The following is a 20786-nucleotide window of genomic DNA, read 5'->3' on the forward strand; positions in this document are numbered from 1 at the left end:
TCATGTGAGGGGTCCCCGATCCCGGCCCGCGGCCCCGGCACCCAGATAGAACTCCTTGACGTCCTCGCGCAGAGCCAGTTCCGCGGCCGGGCCTGATGCCGCCACCCTGCCGTTCTCGAGAATATAGCCGTAATCGGCGTGCCTCAGAGCCAGATTGGCGTTCTGCTCGGCGATGAGGAAGCTGACGCCGCTCTCGCGGTTGAGCGTGCGGATGATCGAGAAGATCTCCTGCACGATGATCGGCGCGAGCCCCATCGAGGGCTCGTCGAGGAGCATCAGCTTGGGCTGCGTCATCAGGGCCCGGCCGATCGCGACCATCTGCTGTTCGCCGCCGGACGTCAGTCCTGCTTTGGTCCGGCGCTTCTGCTTGAGGCGGGGAAACCAGGCGTAGATCCGCTCGAGGTCCTCGGCGAGCCGGCGCCGTCCCGAGCGGCGCAGGAATGCGCCGGAGAGGAGGTTCTCCTCCACGGTGAGCTGGGCAAAGCAATGACGTCCCTCGAGCACCTGGACGATGCCCCGGCCGACGAGTTCGGCGGGGGAGAGGCGGCCCGTCGCCTCTCCCTGCCAGGTGATGGCGCCGCGGCTGACAGCGCCCCGTTCGGGACCGAGCAGGTTGGAGATCGCCTTGAGCGTCGTCGTCTTCCCGGCGCCGTTGGCGCCGAGCAGGGCGACGACCGCTCCCTGATCCACACGCAGCGACACGTCCCTGACCGCCAGGATCGCCTGGCCGTAGAGGGCCTCGATTCCCGTCACCTCCAGGAAGCCGGCGGCTTCGGGCAGGCTCGCCCGCGGAACGTTCCTGCTGTCGCTCGTGCTGGTCATCGCCGGACGGTCCTCAATTGGTGTTGGTCTGCGGGGTGATGCCCTTTTCCTGGGCGTAGGCCGCGGCCTTGGCCCGGATCGTGTCGGCGAAGAGCGAGGTGTCCGCCTTGATCCAGTCCGTCAGCGTGTTCCATTTGGCGCCGTCCCACTGGATGACCTTGGCGGTGATCGTTTCGCCCTTGTGGTTGTCCGGCGAGGTCTTCAGCGGGCTGATCAGGCCCTTCGCGCCGAGGTCCGCGATGCGCTTGGCATCGATATCGAGGTTCTCCAGCGCCCAGCGTCCCTCCTCGGCCGCCAGGGGACGGTTGCCGAACTTCCTGTGGCCGACGTGCAGGGCCTCGACGAAGGTGATCGCTTCGATGACGCCGTAATTGTAGTAGACCGTGCCGAACTTGGTGTTGTCCTTGAGGTCGCTCTTGCCGGCGTCGAGGATCTTCGCCTTCAGCGTCCTGAGGATGTCGTAATCGGTTCCGGGCGGGAACACGGAGACGGCGAGATAGCCCTTGGCGGCGCCGCCGGCCGGCCGGGCGTCGTCCTCCGATCCGCTCCAGATGTCGCCGATGATGTGGTCGGCGGGAAAGCCGACGCGTGCCGCCGTCTTGATCGCCACCGGCGTCATCACGCCCCAGCCGCGCAGGAACACCCAATCGGCCTGCGCGCGGCGGATCTGCTGCCATTGCGTCTGCTGCTGCTCGCCCGGATGGGGAACGGGGATCTGGATGTCCTCGAAGCCGTATTTCTTCGAGAGGATGCCCAGGGGCTCGATCGTGTCGCGGCCATAGCCGGAATCGTGATAGAGCGTGACGATCTTCACGCCCTTCAGCTTGTCGTAGCCGCCGACCTTGGAGGCGATGTAGTCGACGACGATCTGGGCCTCGCTCCAATAGTCGAACATCAGCGGATATTGATAGGGGAAGATGCGCCCGTCGGTCGCGATGTTCTGGCCGCCGCCAGGGCTGACGATCGGGACCTTGTCGATGCGCGCCTTGTCGGTGAGCGCGACGTCGAGGCCGCTCGAATGCGGATAGATCGCTGCGGTCAAGGCACCGTCATAGCCGTTCTTGTAGCGCTCGTAGCACTCGATGCCGCGTTCGATCGTATAGGCGGTCTCGCATTCCTGAATGAAGATCTTCACGCCGTCGACGCCGCCCTCGACGTCATTGACATAGGTCAGGTAGTCGCGGTTGCCGGCGCCGAAGGGAATGAAGGACGGCGCATAGGGGCCGGTGCGGTAGGTGAACAGCGGGTAGAGCTGTTCGCCCTTGTGGTCCTGGGCCGCCGCGGGCGGGGCACCGGCGAGACCCGCCAGGCCGAGGGCGCCGGCGAAGGCGAGGATTTTGACGAAGGACGATGGCATGGTGCAGGCCTCTTGCTGTTGATGCGGGATGTTCGGGCGCAGGCCGCCGGCCGGGCAGGACGTGCCGCCCGTCGGACCGGCAATGCGGATGCGGGCGTTCAGCCGCCGGCGCGGCGCGGATTGGTGCCCGGCGGGACGAGGCGGCGCAGGAGACTCGCCAGCCCGTCCGGCTCCTTGATCAGGAGCACGATGATGATCACGCCGAAGATGATGTGCTGGATGTTGGCGAGCGCGCCCTGGTCCGTTAAGGCCGAGAGGTCGGTCGCCAGGGCGATGCGGTCGAGGGCGATCGGCATCAGGACGATGAAGGCCGCACCGAGGAAATTGCCGAAGATCGTCGCGCTGCCGCCGATCAGCACGATGAAGAGCACCTGGAAGGATTTGTCGAGGTTGAAGGCGTGGGCATCCGCGGTGCCGAGATAGCCGAAGGCCCACAGCGCGCCGGCGATGCCGCAGAAGAACGAACTGATGCCGTAGGACAGGAGCTTGCGGCCGGCGACGTGGATGCCGATGACGGCGGCCGCGGTGTCCATGTCGCGGATCGCCATCCATTCGCGCCCGACGCGGCTGCGGATGATGGCGAAGGCGAGGGCGATCAGCACGGCCGCCGAGACGGCCACCAGGAGATAGCGCCCGGTGGCGGAGGACAGGTCGTGGCCGAAGGCCTCCAGGCGGGGCGCCGAGATCGTCAGCGACTGGCTCTCATGGGAGAACCAATTGTAGTTGGTGAACAGCCATTCGAAGAAGAACTGCGCGCCGAGCGTCGACGCCGCGAGGTAGAAGCCCTTGATCCGCAGGCTCGGCAGGCCGAACAGCACCCCGGCGACGGCGCTGATCAGCCCGGCGAGGACCAGCACGAGGGGCAGGGGCAGGACCGGCACGCGCAGCAGGAGATTGTAGGTCGCGAAGGCCCCGATCGACATGAAGGCGGCCGAGCCGAGCGACACCAGCCCGGTATAGCCCATCAGAAGATTGAGGCCGATGCCGGCGAGCCCCATCACGATGGTGGGGATGACGATGGAGGACAGCCAGTAGTCGTTGCCGATGGCGGGCACCACGCCGAAGGCGATCACCAGCACGAGAAGGATCAGCAGCACCCGAGGGCTCGCGATGCGCCGCAGCGGCCGGTCGTCGAGGAGGGCGTCGGCAGGCTGGGGAATGAACGACATGGGATCAGACCCTCTCGATGGCGCGGTCGCCGAACAGGCCGGCCGGACGCACCAGCAGGAAGGCGACGGCGAGGATGTAGGCGAACCAGGTGGAAACGCTGCCCTGGACCAGTGGCCCGATATAGATGTCGGCGAGGCTCTCGGTGGCGCCGACCAGCAGGCCGCCGACGATGGCGCCGGTGATCGAGGAGAAGCCGCCGATGATCAGCACCGGCAGGGCCTTCAGCGTCACCAGGGACAGCGAATATTGCACGCCCTGCCGGGCGCCCCAGACGAGGCCCGCCACCAGCGCCACGATGCCGGCCACGCTCCAGACGATCCGCCAGATCGCGGGCAGCCGGATGCCGATGGACTGGGCGGCCAGCGTGTCGTCGGCGACCGCCCGCAGCGAAATGCCCATGCGCGTCTTGTTGAACACGATGGAGAGCACGATCACCAGGAGCAGGGCGGTGCCTGCGGCGAAGATGTCGAACTGGCTGACCGAGAGGCCGGCGATCGAGATCGGCACGTCGTCGATGCCGAGGTCCAGCATATGGACGTCCGTGCCCATCAGCAGCTGCGCCAGCCCCTCGATGACGAAGCTGAGGCCGAGCGTCGCCATGAAGAGGGTCAGTGCGTCGCGATCGACCAGCGGGCGCAGGACGAGCCGCTCGATGAGCACCGCGCCCGCCACCATCACCAGCACCGTGGCGAGAAGCGCGGCCCAGAACGGAACGTTCCGCTCGACCAGGGTGACGAAGGTCAGCGATGCGAACAGCAGCATCGAGCCCTGGGCGAAATTGAAGACGCCCGACGCCTTGTAGATCAGCACGAAGCCGATGGCGACGAGCGAATACATCGTGCCGGCCAGCAGCCCGCTCACCAATGTTTCGAGGAAGAAGCTCATGGCGGGCCTCAGTGAACCGTGCCGAGATAGGCGGCGATGACGTCGGGGTTGATGCGGACGTCCTCCGGCGCGCCGTCGGCGACCTTGCGGCCGTAGTCGAGCACCACGACGTGATGGGCGAGGTCCATGACGATGCCGACATCGTGCTCGATCAGCACCACGGTGGTGCCGAGTTCGGCGTTGACGCCGGCGACGAAGCGGCTCATCTCCCGCTTCTCCTCCTGGTTCATGCCGGCCATCGGCTCGTCGAGCAGGAGGAGCTTGGGTTCGGCGACGAGCGCCCGGGCGAGGTCGACGCGTTTCTGCACGCCATAGGGCAGGGTGGCGACCACGGTCGCGGCGTGGCGCTCCAGTTCCAGGAAGGCGAGGATGCGCTCCGCCCGGGCCCTGAAGCGCCGCCGCTCGGCAGGATCCCGTCCGACGCGGAAGATGTTCTCGACGAAGGTGGCGCGGCCATGGCGGGCGAGGCCGGCGAGCACGTTCTCGATCACGCTGAGCCGGCCGAACAGCGCATTGTGCTGGAAGGTGCGGCCGATGCCGAGATGGGCCGCCTTGTAGGGGTGGATGCGCTCGAAACGCACGCCGTCGAACACGACGTCGCCCGCATCGGCGCGGTAGACGCCGTTGATGACATTGAGCAGCGAACTCTTGCCCGCGCCGTTCGGGCCGATCAGCGCGCAGATCTCGCCCTTTGCCACCTCGAAGCTGAGGCTGTTCAGGGCGCTTATGCCCTGGAAGGACAGGGAGACGTCGTGGAGCTGCAGGAGTTGTGTCCCCATCCCTCATCCTCCCGCGGTTTCGAGGTGGCGCTCGTCGAGGCGCGGGGCGGCGGCTTGCCGTTCCGTCGCCTCGCGGCGCTTCACCGCCTCGATGTCCCGATAGGCGTGGGCCGGATGGCTTTCGGGCAGATAAGGGCCTTCGCCGAACAGCTTCTCACGCAGCGTGCCCGGCCTGTAGGCGGTCGGGTAGGCGCCGCGCTTCTGCAATTCCGGCACCAGATGCGCCACGACGTCCTCGAAGCTCTCGGGCGTGACGGCATAGGCGAGGTTGAAGCCGTCGACGTCGGTCTCGTCCACCCACTCCTGCAGGATATCGGCGACGGTCGAGGGCGAGCCGACGAACACCGGACCGAGGCCGCCGACACCGCCCCAGCGCGCCAGCTCCTCGATGCTCCAGGTGCGGTCGCCGCCGGCGAAATGCTCGACCATGGAGACGATGGCATTGGTCTCCACCTTCTTCACCGAATCCGTCGGGGCGTATTGGCCGAAATCGATGCCGCTCCAGCCGGACAGGAACACGAGCGAGCCGTCATAGGAGGTATAGGACTGGTACTCCTCGAAGCGGGCCTGCGCCGCCGCGTCGCTCTCGCCGACGATCACGGTGGTGAGGTTGTAGACGAGGATCTTGCGGCGGTCGCGCCCGGCGGCGGCGGCCTGCCGGCGGATGTCGGCGACATAGGCGCGGAGCATCGGCTTGGTCGGCGCGGCGACGAAGACGCATTCGGCATGGCCGGCGGCGAAGGTCTTGCCCGGCCCCGAGGCGCCGGCCTGGTAGAGCACCGGCGTGCGCTGGGGCGAGGGCTCGCACAAATGATAGCCCGGCACCTCGAAGAACTTGCCCTTGTGGCCGATCTCGTGGACCTTGGCCGGATCGGTGAAGATGCGGCGTTCGCGGTCGCGCAGCACCGCGCCTTCCTCCCAGCTGCCTTCCAGCAGCTTGTAGAGGACCTCGACATATTCGGCCGCGACCTCGTAGCGGTTGTCGTGGCGGCGCAGCCCGCCCTGACTGATGTTCTTGGCGCCGCTCTCGAGATAGGACGTCACGATGTTCCAGCCGACCCGCCCCTTGCTGTGGTGGTCGGCGGTCGCCAGCCTCCTGGCGAAGGTATAGGGATGCTCGAACGAGGTGGAGGCGGTGATGCCGATGCCCAGATGCTCGGTGGCGAGCGCGATGGGGGCGGCGAGCTGCAGCGGATCGTTGACCGGGATCTGGGCGGCCTGGTGGATGGCGTGATGGTTCGACCCCTTGTAGACGTCGTAATAGCCGATGACGTCGGCGATGAAGATGCCGTCGAAAATGCCCTTTTCGAGCGTGCGTGCCAGATCCTGCCAATAATCGAGATCCTTGTAGGTCCAGGACTTGTCGCGGGGGTGCGCCCACAGGCCCGGTGACTGGTGGCCCACGCAATTCATGTCGAAGGCATTGAAGCGGATCTGGCGTGTCATGGCGGCTTTCCAATCTCGATAGGGGTCGCGACGGCGGCCCGCCAAGGGAGAGCCGCGTCGGAAGTGGCGTTATAGAAGCGTCGCCCGAATTAAATGTCCAGTATTTTTATAGACAATATGTACAAAAATTCCGGATGGTGCTAGATCGGCTTTCACGGTTTCCGGCCACTGCCGGCGACGAAGGTGAAACGCCAAGAGAATCAAAGACATGACGCAGATCGGTTCGGTGTGGGGCGGCGGCCCCGGCGATGGATACGAAGCCCTGGCGCGGCGTTTTCGTCCGATTTTTCAGCGCATCCGCGAGGGGGCCGTCGAGCGGGAGCTGAGCCGGACCCTGCCGCACGAGCCGATCGCCTGGCTCAAGGAGGCCCGGTTCGGAGCCCTGCGCGTGCCGCGGGCGGACGGGGGCTCCGGCGCGACGCTGCCGGAGCTCTTCAACCTCCTCATCGAGCTTTCGGAAGCCGATTCGAACGTCACCCAGGCGCTGCGCGCGCATTTCGGCTTCGCCGAGGATATCGTCAATTCGCGTTCGCCTGCGCGCCGCGCCCGCTGGCTGCCGCGCCTCCTCGACGGCGAGACCACCGGCAGCGCATGGACCGAGACCGGGCAGGCCAAGCAGGCTGCCTTCGCCACGACGGTGACCCGCGCGGCGGACCGGGCGAGCGTCACCGGCTCCAAATATTACACCACCGGCTCGCTGTTCGCCGACTGGATCGATATCGGCGCGAGCGGCGAGGACGGGCAATCGCTGTCCGCCGTCGTGTCGCGCCATGCCCCCGGCGTGAACGTCGTCGACGACTGGGACGGCTTCGGCCAGATCCTGACCGCGAGCGGCACGACGGTCTTCGCCGAGGCACCGGTGGCGCCCGAGGACGTGGTGGTGGACGAGGACCGCTTCCGCTATTCGGCCGCCTTCTACCAGCTCGTGCATCTCGCCACGCTGGCGGGCATCGGCCGCGCGGCCGCCAACGACGTCGCCAAGGCCGTCGGCGAGCGGCGGCGCAGCTACACCAACGCGCCGGCGCCGCTTCCGTCCCAGGATGCGCAGGTCCTGCAGGTCGTGGGCCGCGTGCGCGGCGCGGCCTATTCGGCGGGCGCGATCGTCCTCAAGGCGGCCGAGGCGCTGCAGCGCGCCTTCGACCAGCGCTTCGCCGGCGACGAGGCGGCGGAAGAGCAGGCCAATGCCATCGCGGAGCTCGAAGTGGCGCAGGCCCAGACCGTGGTCTCCAACCTGATCCTCGACGCCGTCACCCTGCTGTTCGATGCGCTCGGCGCTTCCGCCACCCGGCGCGCCGCGGCCTTCGACCGCTATTGGCGCAATGCGCGGACGCTGTCCTCGCACAATCCGCGCATCTACAAGGACCGCATCGTCGGGGATTTCGCGGTCAACGGCACCCCGCCGCCCTATCAGTGGCGCATCGGCGAGGCGTGAGCCGGCAGAACTTGCCGGCTACGTCCATGCCGGGTGGAAAGGCAACTCGACAATCACCGGCATCCACCCTTAAATAGGGCAAAGGCCGGCATCCCCCGTCCTCCCGCGGATGCCCTGCGCATGCGATGGAAGGGAAGGAGCGGCGAGGCGAGGAAATGGCGGAGCGGCCGCGCGGGGAGTGATCTCCGCGGCCGGGAGCGGGGTGCGTGGCATGACGATCGGAATGGCCGAGATGGAGAGATCGGCTCCGGCCGGCGAAGAGGACTTCCTTCGCCGCCGCGCCGCCAACCACGTGCCGCTGTCGCCCTTGTCCTTCCTGCGCCGGGCCGCGGCCGCCCATCCGGACCGGATCGCCGTCGTCTATGGCCAGCGGCGCCGCAGCTGGGCCGAGACGGAAGCGCGGGTCAGGCGGCTCGCCTCGGCCCTGGAGGCGCTGGGCATCGGCCGCGGCGACACCGTGGCGGTGATGGCAGCCAACACGCCGGAACTCTACGAGGCCCATTTCGGCGTCCCCATGGCGGGCGCCGTGCTGTCGGCCCTGAACATCCGGCTCGATGCGGCGACGATCGCCTATATCCTCGAGCACAGCGAGGCGAAGGTCCTCCTCACCGACACGGATTTTTCGGACACCATGAAGGCGGCGCTGGCGATGCTGGCGCAGCCGCCGGTCGTCATCGACATCATCGACCCCGTCGCCGAGGGCGAGCGGCTCGGCCGCATGGACTATGAGGCGCTGCTCGAAACCGGCGATCCTCACCGCAGCTTCCCCGGCCCCGGCGACGAATGGGATGCGATCAGCCTGAACTACACCTCAGGAACCACCGGACGGCCGAAGGGCGTGCTCTATCACCACAGGGGCGCCTATCTCAACGCCGTCGGCAACATCCTCGAATGGGACATGGGCGAGCGGCCCGTCTATCTGTGGACGCTGCCGATGTTCCATTGCAACGGCTGGTGCTTCCCCTGGACGATGGCGGCCAAGGCCGGCACCAGCGTCTGCCTGCGCAAGGTCACCGCGCGCGGCATCTACCAGGCGCTCGCGGAAGAAGGCGTCGATCATCTCTGCGGAGCACCGATCGTGCTGAAGATGATCATCGAGGCGGCGCCGGACGAGCAGCGTGCCTTCGCCCCCGGCTGCAAGGTGATGACCGCGGGTGCCGCCCCGCCTGCCGCCGTGCTGGAGGGGATGCAGAAGAAGGGCTTCGCGGTCACGCATACCTACGGCCTGACCGAGACCTACGGCCCCGCGACGAGCTGCGCCTGGCGCGAGGAATGGAACGAGCTGCCGCTCGAAGAGCAGGCGGCCAGGAAGGCGCGCCAGGGCCTGACCTATATCGTCAACGAGGAGGTGGTCGTCATCGATCCGCAGACCGGCCTTCCCGTCCCGCGCGATGGCCGCACGCTCGGCGAGATCCGCTTCCGCGGCAACATCGTCATGAAGGGCTATCTCAAGGACGCCGCGGCGACCGAAGCTGCCTTTGCCGGCGGCAGGTTCCGGTCCGGCGACCTGGCGGTCTGCCACCCCGACGGCTATGTGCAGATCAAGGACAGGCTGAAGGACATCATCATCTGCGGCGGCGAGAACATTTCCTCGATCGAGGTCGAGGACGCGATCTCGCACCACCCGGCCGTCTATGCCGTCGCCGTGGTGGCGCTGCCCGACGAGAAATGGGGCGAGGTGCCCTGCGCCTTCATCGAAGTCGCGCCCTCGTCCGTCCCGCCGACGCCGGCGGAGATCATCGCCTTCGCGCGGGAGCGCCTGGCCCATTTCAAATGTCCCAAGCGCGTCGTCTTCACGACGCTGCCGAGGACTTCGACCGGCAAGGTGCAGAAGCGCGTGCTGCGCGACGGCATCGCGGCCGGGCAGAGCTGACGGGCGGATATGCCGCCGCAGGCGGGACGTTGAACGAGCAGGGAGTGCAGGCGATGGCGGAAGGCGTGGCGCGGAGCGATCCCGGGGCGGAGACGTCGGAGCGGCCGGTGCTGGTCGACAGCGCCGACGGCATCACCCGGCTCACCCTCAATCGTCCGGCGCAGTTCAATGCGCTGTCGGAGGAGATGCTCGCGGCGCTGAAGACGGCGCTCGACGATATCGCCGCCGACGGCGCAGTGCGCTGCGTCGTCCTCGCCGGAGCCGGGAAGGCCTTCTGTGCCGGCCACGATCTCCGGCAGATGATGGCGCATGACGGCAAGGCTTATTTCAAGGCCCTGTTCGAACAATGCAGCACCGTCATGCAGGCGATCAGGGCCCTGCCGGTGCCGGTGATCGCGCAGGTCCAGGGCGTCGCGACCGCGGCGGGATGCCAGCTGGTGGCGGCCTGCGACCTCGCAGTGGCCGCCTCGAGCGCGCGTCTGGCGGTGTCCGGCATCAATCTCGGGCTGTTCTGCTCGACGCCCGCCGTGGCGTTGTCGCGCAACGTGGCGCCGAAGGCGGCCTTCGACATGCTGTTCACCGGCCGTTTCATCACGGCGGCGCGCGCCCTCGAACTCGGTCTCGTCAACGCGGTGGCCGAGGATGACGGGCTGGAAGCGGCCGTCCGCGACTATACCTCGGCGATCGCGGCCAAGAGCGCCGCGGCGGTGCGGCTCGGCAAGCAGATGTTCTATGCGCAGCGCGCCATGCCGCTGGACGAGGCCTACCGCTTCGCCGGGGAGGTGATGGCGGACAACATGATGCTCGCCGACGCGCAGGAGGGGATCGGCGCCTTCCTGAACAAGGGCCGGCCTGCCAAGCCGTGACCGGCCGGGCAGCGGGGCTCTCCTTCAGAGCTTCGGATTGCCGTCCGGATTCGAATCGGCGGCAGGCGTCGGCCTCCGGGCATGGATCGCCTTGACCGCCGAGACCGGCAGGGTGTCGGCAAGGCCCGCCGGCCGGGGATAGGCCTCCTTCGTCTCGTCGACCCGGTTCCACCATCCGCCGCCGAGCGCCTGCAGCAGCGCCGCGGTGTCCTCGAAGCGGGCAGCCTGCGCCTTGACGAGGCCGGTCCGCGCCGCGAGCGCCGTCTGCTCGGCATTCAGCATGGTGATGTAGTTGGTGGCGCCGGCCTTGTATTCCGCCCGCGCGATCTTGAGGCTGTCGTCGGCAGCGCTCTGCGCATCGGCCTGCGCCTTGAGGGCTTCGGCGTCATATTGCACCGCCTTGATCGAATCCGCGACATTCTCGAAGGCGGTGATCACGGTCGACTTGTATTGCTGCGTGGCCTGGTCCAGCGCGGCGCTCGCCGCCTCCTTGCGGTGGTAGAGCGTGCCGCCGTCGAAGAGGGGGGCCGTGACGCCGCCCGCGAGATTCCAGACCAGGGTCTGCGAATTGAAGAGCTGGTCGAACTTCAGCGACTCCGCGCCGCCGCCGGCGGACAGGGTGATCTGCGGCAGCATGTTCGCCAGGGACACGCCGACTTCGGCGCTGGCCTGGTGGAGGCGGCTCTCCGCCTGGCGGATGTCGGGCCGTTGCCGCACGAGGCGGGCCGGCACGCTGACCGGCAGATGGGCCGGCAGGGTAAGCCCGTCCAGGCTCACCGCCTCGCCATTGTCCTGGCTCGGAAAACGGCCGAGATAGGCCATCAGCTGGTCGCGCTGCTGCGCGCGGGCCTTCAGGAGCGGCGGCAGCGTCGCCAGCGTCTGGGCGAGTTCGGCCTTTTCGGAGGCGATATCGGCCTGGCCGATCGCGCCGAGATTATATTCGACCTGAAGGCCCTTGAGCTGCTCGCGCTGCGAATCGGCGATCTCCCGCGTGACCTTGATCTGCGCCACGAGCGAGGCGTCGTTGATCGCGGCCGTCACCACATTCGCGGTCAGCGCGAGATAGGTGGCCTCGAGCTGGAACTGCGCGGTCTCCGTCGCGGCGTCGGTCGCCTCGATGGACCGTGCCGTCCCGCCGAAGACGTCCGGCACGTAGGAGACCGCGGCGGTCGAGTTGAAGAGGTTGAAGTCGACCGGCGGCGTGTTCTCGCCGAGTTCCGCGCCCGAGATCTGTTCGCGCTTTACCGACTGGCTGGTGCTGGCCTGCGGAAACAGGCTGCCGCGGCCGGCCAGCGCGATCTCCCGTGCCTGCCGCAATGCCGCCTGCGCCGCCTTCAGGTCGGGATGGTTACGGATCGCCTCCTCGACCAGCGCATTGATCTGCTTGGAATGATACAGCCGCCACCATTGGCCCGGAATGTCGCGGCCGGTGGCGAAGGCCTGGGCATTGCCGCGGGGAATATCGGTGCCTCTGGCCGTCGCCAGCAGCGAGTCCCTGGTGTATCCGGAAACCTGCGGTGCACCGGGCGGAGCGAAATCCGGGCCGACGGCACAACCTGTCACGGTCAATGCAACGGCTGTACCTGCAAAGGCTTTCGCAGCCGATGTCAATAGTTCCTCCCCCATGCGGCGGTTGTAGAGCAGTTTCGTCAGGAGAAAGGCTTGCGTTTTATCGATCTTCCATGTCGTGTAAGTTTTGTGGCGGGAAGGGAATACAATCGAAGGTTGTTCTGACACGAGATCGCACCGAGTTTTGCGTAGAAGTTAATCCGCATTAACCCTAATCTGTAGCGAACGGCGTGGCGACGTCAAGTGCCGACTGAACCGTTCGGTTCGGTTTGGATCCGCGTTCCGGACGACCTTTCGCCGCATCGCCCTGCCGGGCCAGCTTGCCCGTCCGGCTGCGCTCGCCCGTATTCTTCCGTCCGCGGGATTGCCGCTGCGGTTGCGTCCGCCGGTAACCCGGTGGCGTGCGGGTCATGAAATCTGCGTGAGCAATAGATTTGGCCGACGCGGCGGTCCAACCTCCGCCCCTCCCGCAATTGAAATGTCTCCGCCCCTCGGGCCCGGCGTGCCGGTGGGTCGAGACACCGGAAGTAGCTTCAAATTTCGATTGGTCACCGCCCTTTGTCCAAAGGCTGCTCAGGTCTTTTATAGCTGGCTTCTATTGCACGAATGTCACCGAGGGGCGGCAAACCCCGGTTTTTTGACGTGAATAGCACAATCCTGGACTGAGTATTTATTGCTCTCCGGCAGGCGCGTGGAGACTTTGTCAACACGCTGTATACAGAAATATGCTTGCGCTGCAGCAATCGGCATGGGGCTTCGAGAACAATTCGGCGACCCAGCCGGGTTTTGGAATATCGTTGACAAAGATAAACATAATTTCCTGTAGAAAAGGCGCCCTATACTGTCTATAAGTGCTTACCGCGAGGTGGGGACGAGGGGTGTGATGTCGGCGAGGAGGCCATCCGTTCGGTGCGGCGATTGCCTGTATCTTCAATTCACAAGAGGCCGATGGCCGCGGCTTCCGAGCCGGGCCGCCATGGCATGACCCTGGTTTCGAATGGAGGGAGGCCCCCTCCGCAGCGCGTTCCGAGTGCCTTTGTGAGGGGGCATCGGGGCGTGCGGCAAAAGCCGCCGGTAGGGTACCCCGTCGCGCGATCGTGGGGTGGGGGGCGTGCTGACCTCGAATCGGCGCCGCGAGCCGGGCCGGACGAGTGCGGGCATGTCCGGGGCCGTGCTGTCTCCGAGATCCTTACTGGCCGGGCCGCGATGGTTCGTCCTTGCCAACGCGACGGGCCGAGCGCCCGACGCCTCCCGACAAATCGCTGTCGGCGCTCCGAGCGCGCCGACCCTGAGAACCCAAGAGACCCGTCATGTTCGAGGAAAGCGCCTATCGCATCGTCGATATCTTCTGGACCCGCAACGTGCCGGCCGGGGAGCCCGTCCTCACCGCTGCCATAGAGCTGCTGTTCGATGGTTCCGGCTGCCCCGATGCGGATTTTCGTGCGGGGCTGGCTCATGCGGTGGTCAAGGGATGGATCGAGGAAAACGCCTCGACCATCAGCCTGACCCAAGCCGGATATCAGCAATTCTAGAGCCTTCTCCGAAACGGCCGACAGGCTTTTCGATCAAGAAAATGTATCGAAACAGGGTGTTGGAGAAAATCTGCGATCCGATGCAATCGCAATGCTCCGGGGCGAGGCGTTTTTTGCGGATGCTTTTTGCTGCGACTCCGGGATGCCCGCCGCCGCCTGCGGAACCCGCGTGCCGTTCGTGACTTCTCTCCGGTGGAGAGGGCCATGAACCATTTCGATCGCTTCGCCCTTCAAAGGCCTGAATTGACCGCGGCTCTCGTCCGCGGCGAGGAAAAGATCTGCGCCCTGATCGGGCGCAGTCTCAGGACGCTGCCGGCCGGCGAGGAACTCGTCTCGGCCGGAGAGGACCACAGATTCGTCTATCGCCTGCGCCGCGGCTGGGCCGGCCGCGTGCGCTTCCTGCCCGATGGACGCGCCCAGTTCATCCTGCTGTTCCTGCCCGGCGACATCTTCGCGGTGAAGAGCATGTTCGTCCGGGAGCATCCCGACGCTATCGAAGCGCTTTCGGACGTGGTGGTCGAGCAGATCGATCACGCCGCCCTCAGGGCGGCCTATGAGAAGGACAGCGATATCGCCATGCGCTGTACCTGGCAGGTCATCGACGAGGAGCGGCGCCTGCATAATTGGGTGGTCAGCCTCGGGCGCGGCGGTGTCAGCGAGAGGCTGGCCGTGCTGCTGCTCAACATGCGCGGCCGTCTCGCTCTTGCGGGGGCGATCGGATCGTCGACCTGGACGTTCGAAATCCCGATGACGCAACAGCAATTGGCCGATTATCTCGGCCTCTCGCTGGTGCATGTGAACAAGAACCTGATGAAGCTCCGCGAGGCCGGGATGATTGCGGTCCGCGGGCGGGAATTCACCATCCTCGACGTGGACGCGCTGGCGAGAAAGGCGGAGCCGCTGCTCGATTCCTTCGAAGCCTCGCGCCCTGAATTCGTCGGGCAGCGCTACGCTGCGCGGAAGGTCGCTTCATGACGAGGCGGAGGATGTTCCGGGAGCCGTCCGCCTCACACGTGCGTTATCGGCATCTGGCAATCGAGAACGCGCCGATCGCCGCCGGGCAACCGGCAGGATCTTGATGGTGATGCCTCCCATAGGTCGCTATCGCTTCCTGTCCTGCCGCCATCTGGCGAAATCGATCTTCGTCTGCTCGGCCGTCGCCGGGTAGAGTCCCACGATCGAACGCCCCCCCAGTACCTCCTCGGTGACGAAGTCCTCGAACACCGTCATCTCCACCGCTTCGTCGGCGATCTCCTCCGCCAGATAGGCCGGCACAATGATCACGCCCTCGCGGTCGCCGACGACGACATCGCCCGGCCACACCGCCACGTCGCCGCAGCCGATCGGCACGTCGATGTCGATCGCCTGGTGATGGGTGAGGTTGGTCGGCGCCGAAGGCCGGTTGTGATAGGCGGGGATGGAAAGGGCGCCGATCTCGGGACTGTCGCGGAAGCCGCCGTCGGTGACGACGCCGGCGACGCCCCGGACCATCAGCCGCGAGACCAGGATCGAACCGGCCGAGGCCGCCCGCGCATCCTTGCGGCTGTCGATCACCAGCACGGCGCCGGCCGGGCAGCGCTCCACGGCGGCGCGCTGGGGATGCGCTGGGTCCTGGAACACGGAGAGCGGATTCAGGTCTTCCCGCGCCGGGATGTAGCGCAGGGTGAATGCCTGGCCGACCATGTTCTCCGGCTTCGGCGATACCGGCCTTACATCCTGGATGAACTGGTCGCGCAGGCCGCGCTTGAACAGGGCCGTCGCAAGCGTCGCGGTGCTGACGCCCTTGTATTTCAGGCGCGTCTCGTCGGAGAGAACATAGTTCTTCATCACCATTCCATCCTGTCCGTCAGTAGATCGCGGGCTCGCCCGCCGCGGCGCCGAAATCCCTCTGCAGGAAGTCGAAATCGCATCCTTCATTCGCCTGGAGGATGTGCTTGGAGAACATCCAGCCATAGCCGCGCTCATATTTGTCGGCCGGTGCGACCCAGGCGGCCCGCCGCGCGACGAGCGTGGCTTCGTCGATCAGCATGTCGATCGAGCGGTTGGGCACGTCGACGCGGATGATGTCGCCGGTGCGCAGCAGAGCCAGCGGACCGCCGATATGGGATTCCGGTGCGACATGCAGGATGCAGGCGCCGTAGCTCGTGCCGCTCATGCGGGCGTCGGACAGTCGGAGCATGTCGCGGTAGCCTTGCTTGAGGAGCTTCCTGGGCATCGGCAGCATGCCCCATTCCGGCATGCCGGGCGCGCCCTTCGGCCCGGCATTGCGTAGCACCAGGACGTGATCGGGCGTCACGTCGAGGTTCTCGTCCTCGACGGCGGCCTTCATGGCCGGATAGCTGTCGAAGACGAGGGCGGGGCCTTGATGCACGAGAAGGCGCTCGTCGCACGCCGCGGGCTTGATGACGCAGCCATCCGGCGCGAGGTTGCCTTTCAGCACCGCAAGCGAACCTTCATGATAGATCGGATCGGACAGCGGCCGTATGACGTCGCCATTATAGATCTCGGCGCCTTCGAGCGTCTCGCCCAGGGGCACGCCGCTGACCGTCATTGCGTCGAGATGGAGCATGGATTTCATCTCGGCCATCAGCGCCCGCAGGCCGCCGGCGTAATAGAAATCCTCCATCAGATATTTCTTGCCGGACGGACGGATGTTGGCGATGACCGGGATCGACCGTCCGGCGCGGTCGAGATCGTCGAGGGTGAGGGGAACGCCGGCGCGCCGCGCCATGGCAATGAGATGCACGACGGCATTGGTCGAGCAGCCGGTCGCCATGGCGACGGCGACGGCGTTGTCGACGGCCTTGGCGGTGACGATGCGGTCGGGCGTGAGGTCCTCCAGCACCATCGCGACGATGCGGCGCCCGCAGCGCGTGCTCATGCGGATATGATTGGCATCGGCGGCGGGAATGGAACTGGCGCCGGGCAGGGTCAGGCCGAGCGATTCGGCGATGGCCGTCATCGTGCTGGCCGTGCCGAATGTCATGCAATGGCCGTAGGAACGGGCGATGCCTTCCTCGACGCCGGTCCATTGCTCCTCGCTGATGGTGCCCGCGCGGCGCTCGTCCCAATATTTCCAGGCGTCCGATCCCGAGCCGAGCATCTCGCCCTTGTAGTTGCCGCGCAGCATCGGGCCGGCCGGCAGGAAGATCATCGGCAGGCCCGCGCTGAGGGCGCCCATCACGAGGCCGGGCGTGGTCTTGTCGCAGCCGCCCATCAGCACGACGCCGTCGACCGGGTGGGCGCGCAGCAGTTCCTCGGCCTCCATCGCGAGGAGGTTGCGATAGAGCATCGACGTCGGCTTCAGATAGGTTTCCGAAAGCGACTGCGCCGGCAGCTCGACGGGAAACCCGCCTCCCTGCAGCACGCCGCGCTTGACGTCCTCGACGCGCTGCTTGAAATGCGCATGGCAGGAATTGAGGTCCGACCAGGTGTTGAGGATGGCGATGATCGGCTTCCTGCCCCAATCCTTCTCGTCATAGCCCATCTGCATCATGCGCGCGCGATGGCCGGACGAGCGAAGGTCGTCGGGCGCGAACCATCGGGCGCTGCGCAGGGAAGTCACGGTCTTGGTCATGGAAAAGGCCTTGGTCATGGAAAAGGCGGCGAACCGTCGTCGGGCAGGCCGACTTGTCATACAATCTGCCCGAGGACGGGTAAGTTCTCCAATGCCAAAATTGCACAAAATTGCAGCGCAATGGCGCAAATCTGGCCCGACATTTGCATGAACCGGACCGTGTCTTGTGCAATGGATTTCCTATGACCGCGTTTGAAACACTGGCGGACTTCATCCGGGCGACGAGCGGCGGCAGCGTCCCGCCCGGCACCCGCCACCAGGCGGGCATCGTGCTCGCCGATACGCTCGGCGCCATTCTGGCCGGGTGGCGGGAGCCGGAGGTGGCGGCGATCTGCGCCCGCTATGCCGATGCCGGTTCGGCCCGGGTCTTCGGGCTCGGCCGCCGGGCGGACGCCGCCAGCGCCGCCTTCCTCACCGGTTTTGCGGGAACGGCCGTCGAACTCGACGAGGGCAATTATGCGGCAGGCGGGCACCCCGCCATCCATGCCGTCGCCGCGGCACTGGCCGAATGGAGCACGCGTCCGGCCGTTTCCGGGGAGGAATTCCTCGACGCCGTGCTGGTCGGCTACGAGGCGGGCGCGCGCACGGGCATGGCGACAAGACTGCGGCCGGCCGTGCATCCGCACGGCACCTGGGGCGTGATCGGCGCGGCCGCTGCCGTCGCCAAGCTGCGCGGCTTCGACAGCCGCAAGACGCTGACGGCGCTCGAACTCGCCGCGAGCCTCAGCCTCGCCACCAGCGTGACGGCCAGCGTGAGGGGCAGCGCGATCCGCAACATCTATGCCGGGGTCGCCGCCCAGAACGGGCTGCTCGCCTGCGATCTTGCGGAGGCGGGCATGAGCGGCGAGCCCGACGGCATCGCGGTGGTGTTCGGCGAGGTGACGGGCGCGCATTTCGACCGCGACAAACTCGTCGAGGATCTCGGACGGCGCTGGCTGATCGACGAGCCCTTCCTCAAGCTCTCCTCCTCCTGCCGCGAGACGCAGGGGGCGCTCGCGGTGCTGGAGGCTCTGCTGGCGGAGGGGCCGGTCGATCCGCGCGCGATCGAGGCCATCACCGTGACGACCTTCGCGCCGGCCGCCGCGCTCAAGGAGACCGGCCCCGTCACCGCCATCGGCGCGCGCTTCTCCATCCCCTTCGTGCTGGCTCTGCGTCTTTGCTATGGCAGCGTCTGGATCGAGGCCTTCGCGCCCGAGCGCCTGCAGGACCCGGCGATCCGCGCCCTCGCTGCGCGCGTCCGCGTGGTGGAGGATCCGGCCATGACGGCGCTTCTGCCGGCCCAGCGGCCCTGCCGCCTCGATATCCGCCTCGCCGACGGGTCGGTGCGGACGGCGCAGGAGACGGATGCGCCCGGCGATCCCGTCCGGCCGCTGCCCGAATCAGCCCTCAGGGACAAGTTCCTGCGCATGACGGGGGAGGCGGGGCTGACCGGCGGCGCCGCCGCATGGGACGGCATGATGCAGCTCGCGAAAATCGCCGATTTCGGCGCGTTTTCGCGGCTATTCGCCCAGGGATGAGACGATATGGTCGAGGTGGTGCGTCATCAGATGCACCGCCAGCGGGCCGTCCCCCGCCCTGAACGCCTCGACGATGGCGGGATGCTCGGCCGGCGAGCAATCGGTGTCGTCCCGCGTCGCATGGGTAGCGAGGGCGAGCGCGGTGCGCCAGACCAGGTCCTCGATGATGGCGGCGAGGACCGGATTGCCGGCGAGCTCGGCGACGAGGCGATGGAATTCGCCCGACAGGCGGATGACGGCGCCGGGCTGCTCGGCGCGGCGGGCCGCGGCTTCCTCCTCCAGATGCGCGTCGAGCCTGGCGAGCGCTTGGACGCGTTCCGGCTGGGGCAGGCCGGCGAGGAGGGAGGCGGTTTCGCTCTCGATGACGCGCCGCGCATGGAACAACGCGACGCTTTCGGCACGCCCGGGCTGGGCGACGAAGGCGCCGCGATTGGGCTCGAGCGCCACCAGGCCGCGCTGCGACAGCAGCAGCAGGACCTTGCGCACCCGGGCGCGGGTGACGCCGAAGATCTCGACCAGGCTCTCTTCCGTCAGCTTCGTCCCGGGCGGCAGCCGCCGCTCGGCGATGGCGCCGAGAATGCGCTCGAAGACCTCCCGCTCGGCCTGGAGGCCGATGCTGCGGGGGGGAGGAGGGGAGAGGTCGAGCATGGCCGCACCGGAACGTTCGCGATGCACTGAATCGTGCGAATATCCTGAGAGAATTTGTATACGATTTCAACCATGTTGTGGCGGCGCAGCGTGAACGTATTTTGGCCGCCTGTTGCTCAATTTAATTGCAGAGGTCCGTATATTATTTCGGCAAAGGCAGTAAGGCCTTTTCTATGCCGTTGAATATCCATCCGAATTCACTTGGCACGCGCCATGCATATGGATTGTAGACAATCACGGAGAGGCTGTTCGTGCCGGAAACCGCAGCTACCGCAGGCAAGGCCAAGGGCCTGATCGAGTTCGTTGCCGTAAGCAAGTCCTACGGCCATGCAATCGCCGTCGACGCGATCAATCTCAAGATCCCCGCGGCGACCTATTGCTGCCTCCTCGGCCCGTCGGGCTGCGGCAAGACGACCTCCCTGCGCATGCTCGCAGGCCATGAGATCGCAACCTCCGGCGACATCCTGCTCGACAATGTCAACGTCACCGGCCTGCCGCCCGCCAAGCGCGGCACGGCGATGATGTTCCAGAACTATGCGCTGTTTCCCCACCTCTCGGTGGCCGAGAACGTCGCCTTCTCCCTGAAGATGAAGGGCGTCGCCAAGGCGGAGCGGCTGGAGAAGGCGCGCCGGATGCTCAAGCTGGTCGAACTCGAACCCTATGCCGACCGGTTGCCGGCACAGCTCTCCGGCGGGCAGCAGCAGCGCGTCGCCCTCGCCCGCGCGCTGATCACCGAACCGCATGCCCTGCTGCTCGACGAGCCGCTGTCGGCGCTCGACCCGTTCCTCCGCCTGCGCGTGCGCGGCGAGCTGAAACGCCTGCAGAAGAGCCTCGCGATTTCCTTCGTGCATGTCACCCACAGCCAGGACGAGGCGCTCGCCCTGGCCGACCTCGTGGTGCTGATGAATGCCGGCCGCATCGAGCAGCAGGGCACGGCCGCCGACGTCTTCTCCCGGCCCCGCACCGCCTTCGTCGCCCGCTTCGTCGGCAGCCACAACGTCATCGATCTCGGGGACAGGGCGGTCGCGGTGCGCACGGACCGCGTCAGCCTCGTGCATGGCGACACGGACGGGGCGAGCAGCCGCCAGGCCACGGTGACGGGCATCGAGTTCGCGGGCAACGGCTTCTCGGTGCAACTCGCCGACGATCGCGGCGGCGAGATGTCGGCGCTGGTGCCGGAGCCGGCCTTCCACGCGCAGCCTTACCAGGAAGGCGAGCGCGCAACCATTTCGTGGGCGCCGTCGGACGCCCATGTGCTCGAGGGCGGCGCGAACTGAAGCGCCGGACCTCCCAATAGAGTCCGATCCAGAAGG

General features: G+C 66.9%; 17 protein-coding genes. 7 read left to right on the plus strand and 10 right to left on the minus strand.

What is annotated here, in order from left to right; all coding sequences use genetic code 11:
• From J3R73_RS05730 to J3R73_RS05755, 6 genes are all read right to left on the minus strand, one after another.
• Window positions 1–822, minus strand: coding sequence for an ABC transporter ATP-binding protein (locus J3R73_RS05730; RefSeq protein WP_307423559.1), 822 nt, complete (start codon window positions 820–822; stop codon window positions 1–3).
• Window positions 823–835: 13 nt separating this feature from the next.
• Window positions 836–2179, minus strand: a complete 1344-nt coding sequence (locus J3R73_RS05735; protein ID WP_307423562.1) for an ABC transporter substrate-binding protein — start codon at window positions 2177–2179, stop codon at window positions 836–838.
• Between the two features lie 98 nt (window positions 2180–2277).
• Entirely contained in the window at window positions 2278–3339 is a 1062-nt protein-coding gene (locus J3R73_RS05740) for a branched-chain amino acid ABC transporter permease (protein ID WP_370880069.1), read from the minus strand.
• A gap of 13 nt (window positions 3340–3352) precedes the next feature.
• Window positions 3353–4234, minus strand: coding sequence for a branched-chain amino acid ABC transporter permease (locus tag J3R73_RS05745; protein ID WP_307423567.1), 882 nt, complete (start codon window positions 4232–4234; stop codon window positions 3353–3355).
• Between the two features lie 8 nt (window positions 4235–4242).
• A complete protein-coding gene (locus tag J3R73_RS05750; RefSeq protein WP_307423569.1) occupies window positions 4243–5013 on the minus strand; it encodes an ABC transporter ATP-binding protein in 771 nt (256 codons plus the stop codon).
• A 3-nt stretch (window positions 5014–5016) separates the two neighbouring features.
• Window positions 5017–6459 carry an LLM class flavin-dependent oxidoreductase gene (locus J3R73_RS05755; protein ID WP_307423572.1) on the minus strand — a complete coding sequence of 481 codons (1443 nt, stop codon included), beginning with the start codon at window positions 6457–6459 and terminating at the stop codon, window positions 5017–5019.
• 208 nt (window positions 6460–6667) lie between these two features.
• Here J3R73_RS05755 and J3R73_RS05760 point away from each other — a divergent pair, with 208 nt between their 5' ends.
• The 3 genes from J3R73_RS05760 to J3R73_RS05770 all read left to right on the plus strand — a co-directional run bounded on the left by J3R73_RS05760 (window position 6668) and on the right by J3R73_RS05770 (window position 10630).
• The gene (locus tag J3R73_RS05760; RefSeq protein WP_307423575.1) at window positions 6668–7891 is read left to right on the plus strand and encodes an acyl-CoA dehydrogenase family protein; all 1224 of its coding nucleotides are present in this window, start codon (window positions 6668–6670) and stop codon (window positions 7889–7891) included.
• 211 nt (window positions 7892–8102) lie between these two features.
• A complete protein-coding gene (locus J3R73_RS05765) occupies window positions 8103–9764 on the plus strand; it encodes an AMP-binding protein (protein ID WP_370879846.1) in 1662 nt (553 codons plus the stop codon).
• Window positions 9765–9817: 53 nt separating this feature from the next.
• Window positions 9818–10630, plus strand: a complete 813-nt coding sequence (locus tag J3R73_RS05770; protein WP_307437128.1) for an enoyl-CoA hydratase — start codon at window positions 9818–9820, stop codon at window positions 10628–10630.
• Between the two features lie 24 nt (window positions 10631–10654).
• Here J3R73_RS05770 and J3R73_RS05775 read toward each other — a convergent pair whose 3' ends face one another.
• Entirely contained in the window at window positions 10655–12256 is a 1602-nt protein-coding gene (locus tag J3R73_RS05775) for an efflux transporter outer membrane subunit (protein WP_307437132.1), read from the minus strand.
• Window positions 12257–13509: 1253 nt separating this feature from the next.
• Between J3R73_RS05775 and J3R73_RS05780 the strand changes: the two genes are divergently transcribed.
• Complete coding sequence (locus J3R73_RS05780) at window positions 13510–13731, plus strand: hypothetical protein (RefSeq protein WP_307423578.1); 222 nt, start codon at window positions 13510–13512, stop codon at window positions 13729–13731.
• Window positions 13732–13935: 204 nt separating this feature from the next.
• Entirely contained in the window at window positions 13936–14706 is a 771-nt protein-coding gene (locus J3R73_RS05785) for a Crp/Fnr family transcriptional regulator (protein WP_307423581.1), read from the plus strand.
• 126 nt (window positions 14707–14832) lie between these two features.
• Here the strand turns inward: J3R73_RS05785 and J3R73_RS05790 are convergent, their stop codons facing one another.
• Together J3R73_RS05790 and araD are read right to left on the minus strand one after the other, a co-directional pair.
• Window positions 14833–15558 carry a ribonuclease activity regulator RraA gene (locus J3R73_RS05790; protein ID WP_307423584.1) on the minus strand — a complete coding sequence of 242 codons (726 nt, stop codon included), beginning with the start codon at window positions 15556–15558 and terminating at the stop codon, window positions 14833–14835.
• Between the two features lie 19 nt (window positions 15559–15577).
• Window positions 15578–17308 carry an L-arabinonate dehydratase gene (araD, locus tag J3R73_RS05795; RefSeq protein WP_307423586.1) on the minus strand — a complete coding sequence of 577 codons (1731 nt, stop codon included), beginning with the start codon at window positions 17306–17308 and terminating at the stop codon, window positions 15578–15580.
• Between the two features lie 182 nt (window positions 17309–17490).
• Here araD and J3R73_RS05800 point away from each other — a divergent pair, with 182 nt between their 5' ends.
• The gene (locus J3R73_RS05800; protein WP_307423588.1) at window positions 17491–18825 is read left to right on the plus strand and encodes an MmgE/PrpD family protein; all 1335 of its coding nucleotides are present in this window, start codon (window positions 17491–17493) and stop codon (window positions 18823–18825) included.
• Here J3R73_RS05800 and J3R73_RS05805 read toward each other — a convergent pair.
• A complete protein-coding gene (locus J3R73_RS05805; protein ID WP_307423590.1) occupies window positions 18808–19500 on the minus strand; it encodes a GntR family transcriptional regulator in 693 nt (230 codons plus the stop codon). The genes J3R73_RS05800 and J3R73_RS05805 overlap by 18 nt on opposite strands.
• Window positions 19501–19724: 224 nt before the next feature.
• On the opposite strand from J3R73_RS05805, the gene J3R73_RS05810 reads away from it, so the two are divergent.
• A complete protein-coding gene (locus J3R73_RS05810) occupies window positions 19725–20750 on the plus strand; it encodes an ABC transporter ATP-binding protein (RefSeq protein ID WP_307423593.1) in 1026 nt (341 codons plus the stop codon).
• The last annotated feature ends 36 nt before the right edge of the window (window positions 20751–20786 follow it).

Origin of the sequence: Labrys monachus, assembly GCF_030814655.1 — a bacterium.
GTDB classification, from domain to species: domain Bacteria; phylum Pseudomonadota; class Alphaproteobacteria; order Rhizobiales; family Labraceae; genus Labrys; species Labrys monacha.

What these genes read in the sequence shown, in the direction of transcription:
- J3R73_RS05790 (WP_307423584.1), bottom strand. Translation starts at nt 15,558, where the DNA reads ATGAAGAACTATGTTCTCTCCGACGAGACGCGCCTGAAATACAAGGGC.
- araD (WP_307423586.1), bottom strand. Translation starts at nt 17,308, where the DNA reads ATGACCAAGACCGTGACTTCCCTGCGCAGCGCCCGATGGTTCGCGCCC.
- J3R73_RS05735 (WP_307423562.1), bottom strand. Translation starts at nt 2,179, where the DNA reads ATGCCATCGTCCTTCGTCAAAATCCTCGCCTTCGCCGGCGCCCTCGGC.
- J3R73_RS05800 (WP_307423588.1), top strand. Translation starts at nt 17,491, where the DNA reads ATGACCGCGTTTGAAACACTGGCGGACTTCATCCGGGCGACGAGCGGC.
- J3R73_RS05765 (WP_370879846.1), top strand. Translation starts at nt 8,103, where the DNA reads ATGACGATCGGAATGGCCGAGATGGAGAGATCGGCTCCGGCCGGCGAA.
- J3R73_RS05760 (WP_307423575.1), top strand. Translation starts at nt 6,668, where the DNA reads ATGACGCAGATCGGTTCGGTGTGGGGCGGCGGCCCCGGCGATGGATAC.
- J3R73_RS05730 (WP_307423559.1), bottom strand. Translation starts at nt 822, where the DNA reads ATGACCAGCACGAGCGACAGCAGGAACGTTCCGCGGGCGAGCCTGCCC.
- J3R73_RS05755 (WP_307423572.1), bottom strand. Translation starts at nt 6,459, where the DNA reads ATGACACGCCAGATCCGCTTCAATGCCTTCGACATGAATTGCGTGGGC.
- J3R73_RS05745 (WP_307423567.1), bottom strand. Translation starts at nt 4,234, where the DNA reads ATGAGCTTCTTCCTCGAAACATTGGTGAGCGGGCTGCTGGCCGGCACG.
- J3R73_RS05780 (WP_307423578.1), top strand. Translation starts at nt 13,510, where the DNA reads ATGTTCGAGGAAAGCGCCTATCGCATCGTCGATATCTTCTGGACCCGC.
- J3R73_RS05775 (WP_307437132.1), bottom strand. Translation starts at nt 12,256, where the DNA reads ATGGGGGAGGAACTATTGACATCGGCTGCGAAAGCCTTTGCAGGTACA.
- J3R73_RS05785 (WP_307423581.1), top strand. Translation starts at nt 13,936, where the DNA reads ATGAACCATTTCGATCGCTTCGCCCTTCAAAGGCCTGAATTGACCGCG.
- J3R73_RS05750 (WP_307423569.1), bottom strand. Translation starts at nt 5,013, where the DNA reads ATGGGGACACAACTCCTGCAGCTCCACGACGTCTCCCTGTCCTTCCAG.
- J3R73_RS05770 (WP_307437128.1), top strand. Translation starts at nt 9,818, where the DNA reads ATGGCGGAAGGCGTGGCGCGGAGCGATCCCGGGGCGGAGACGTCGGAG.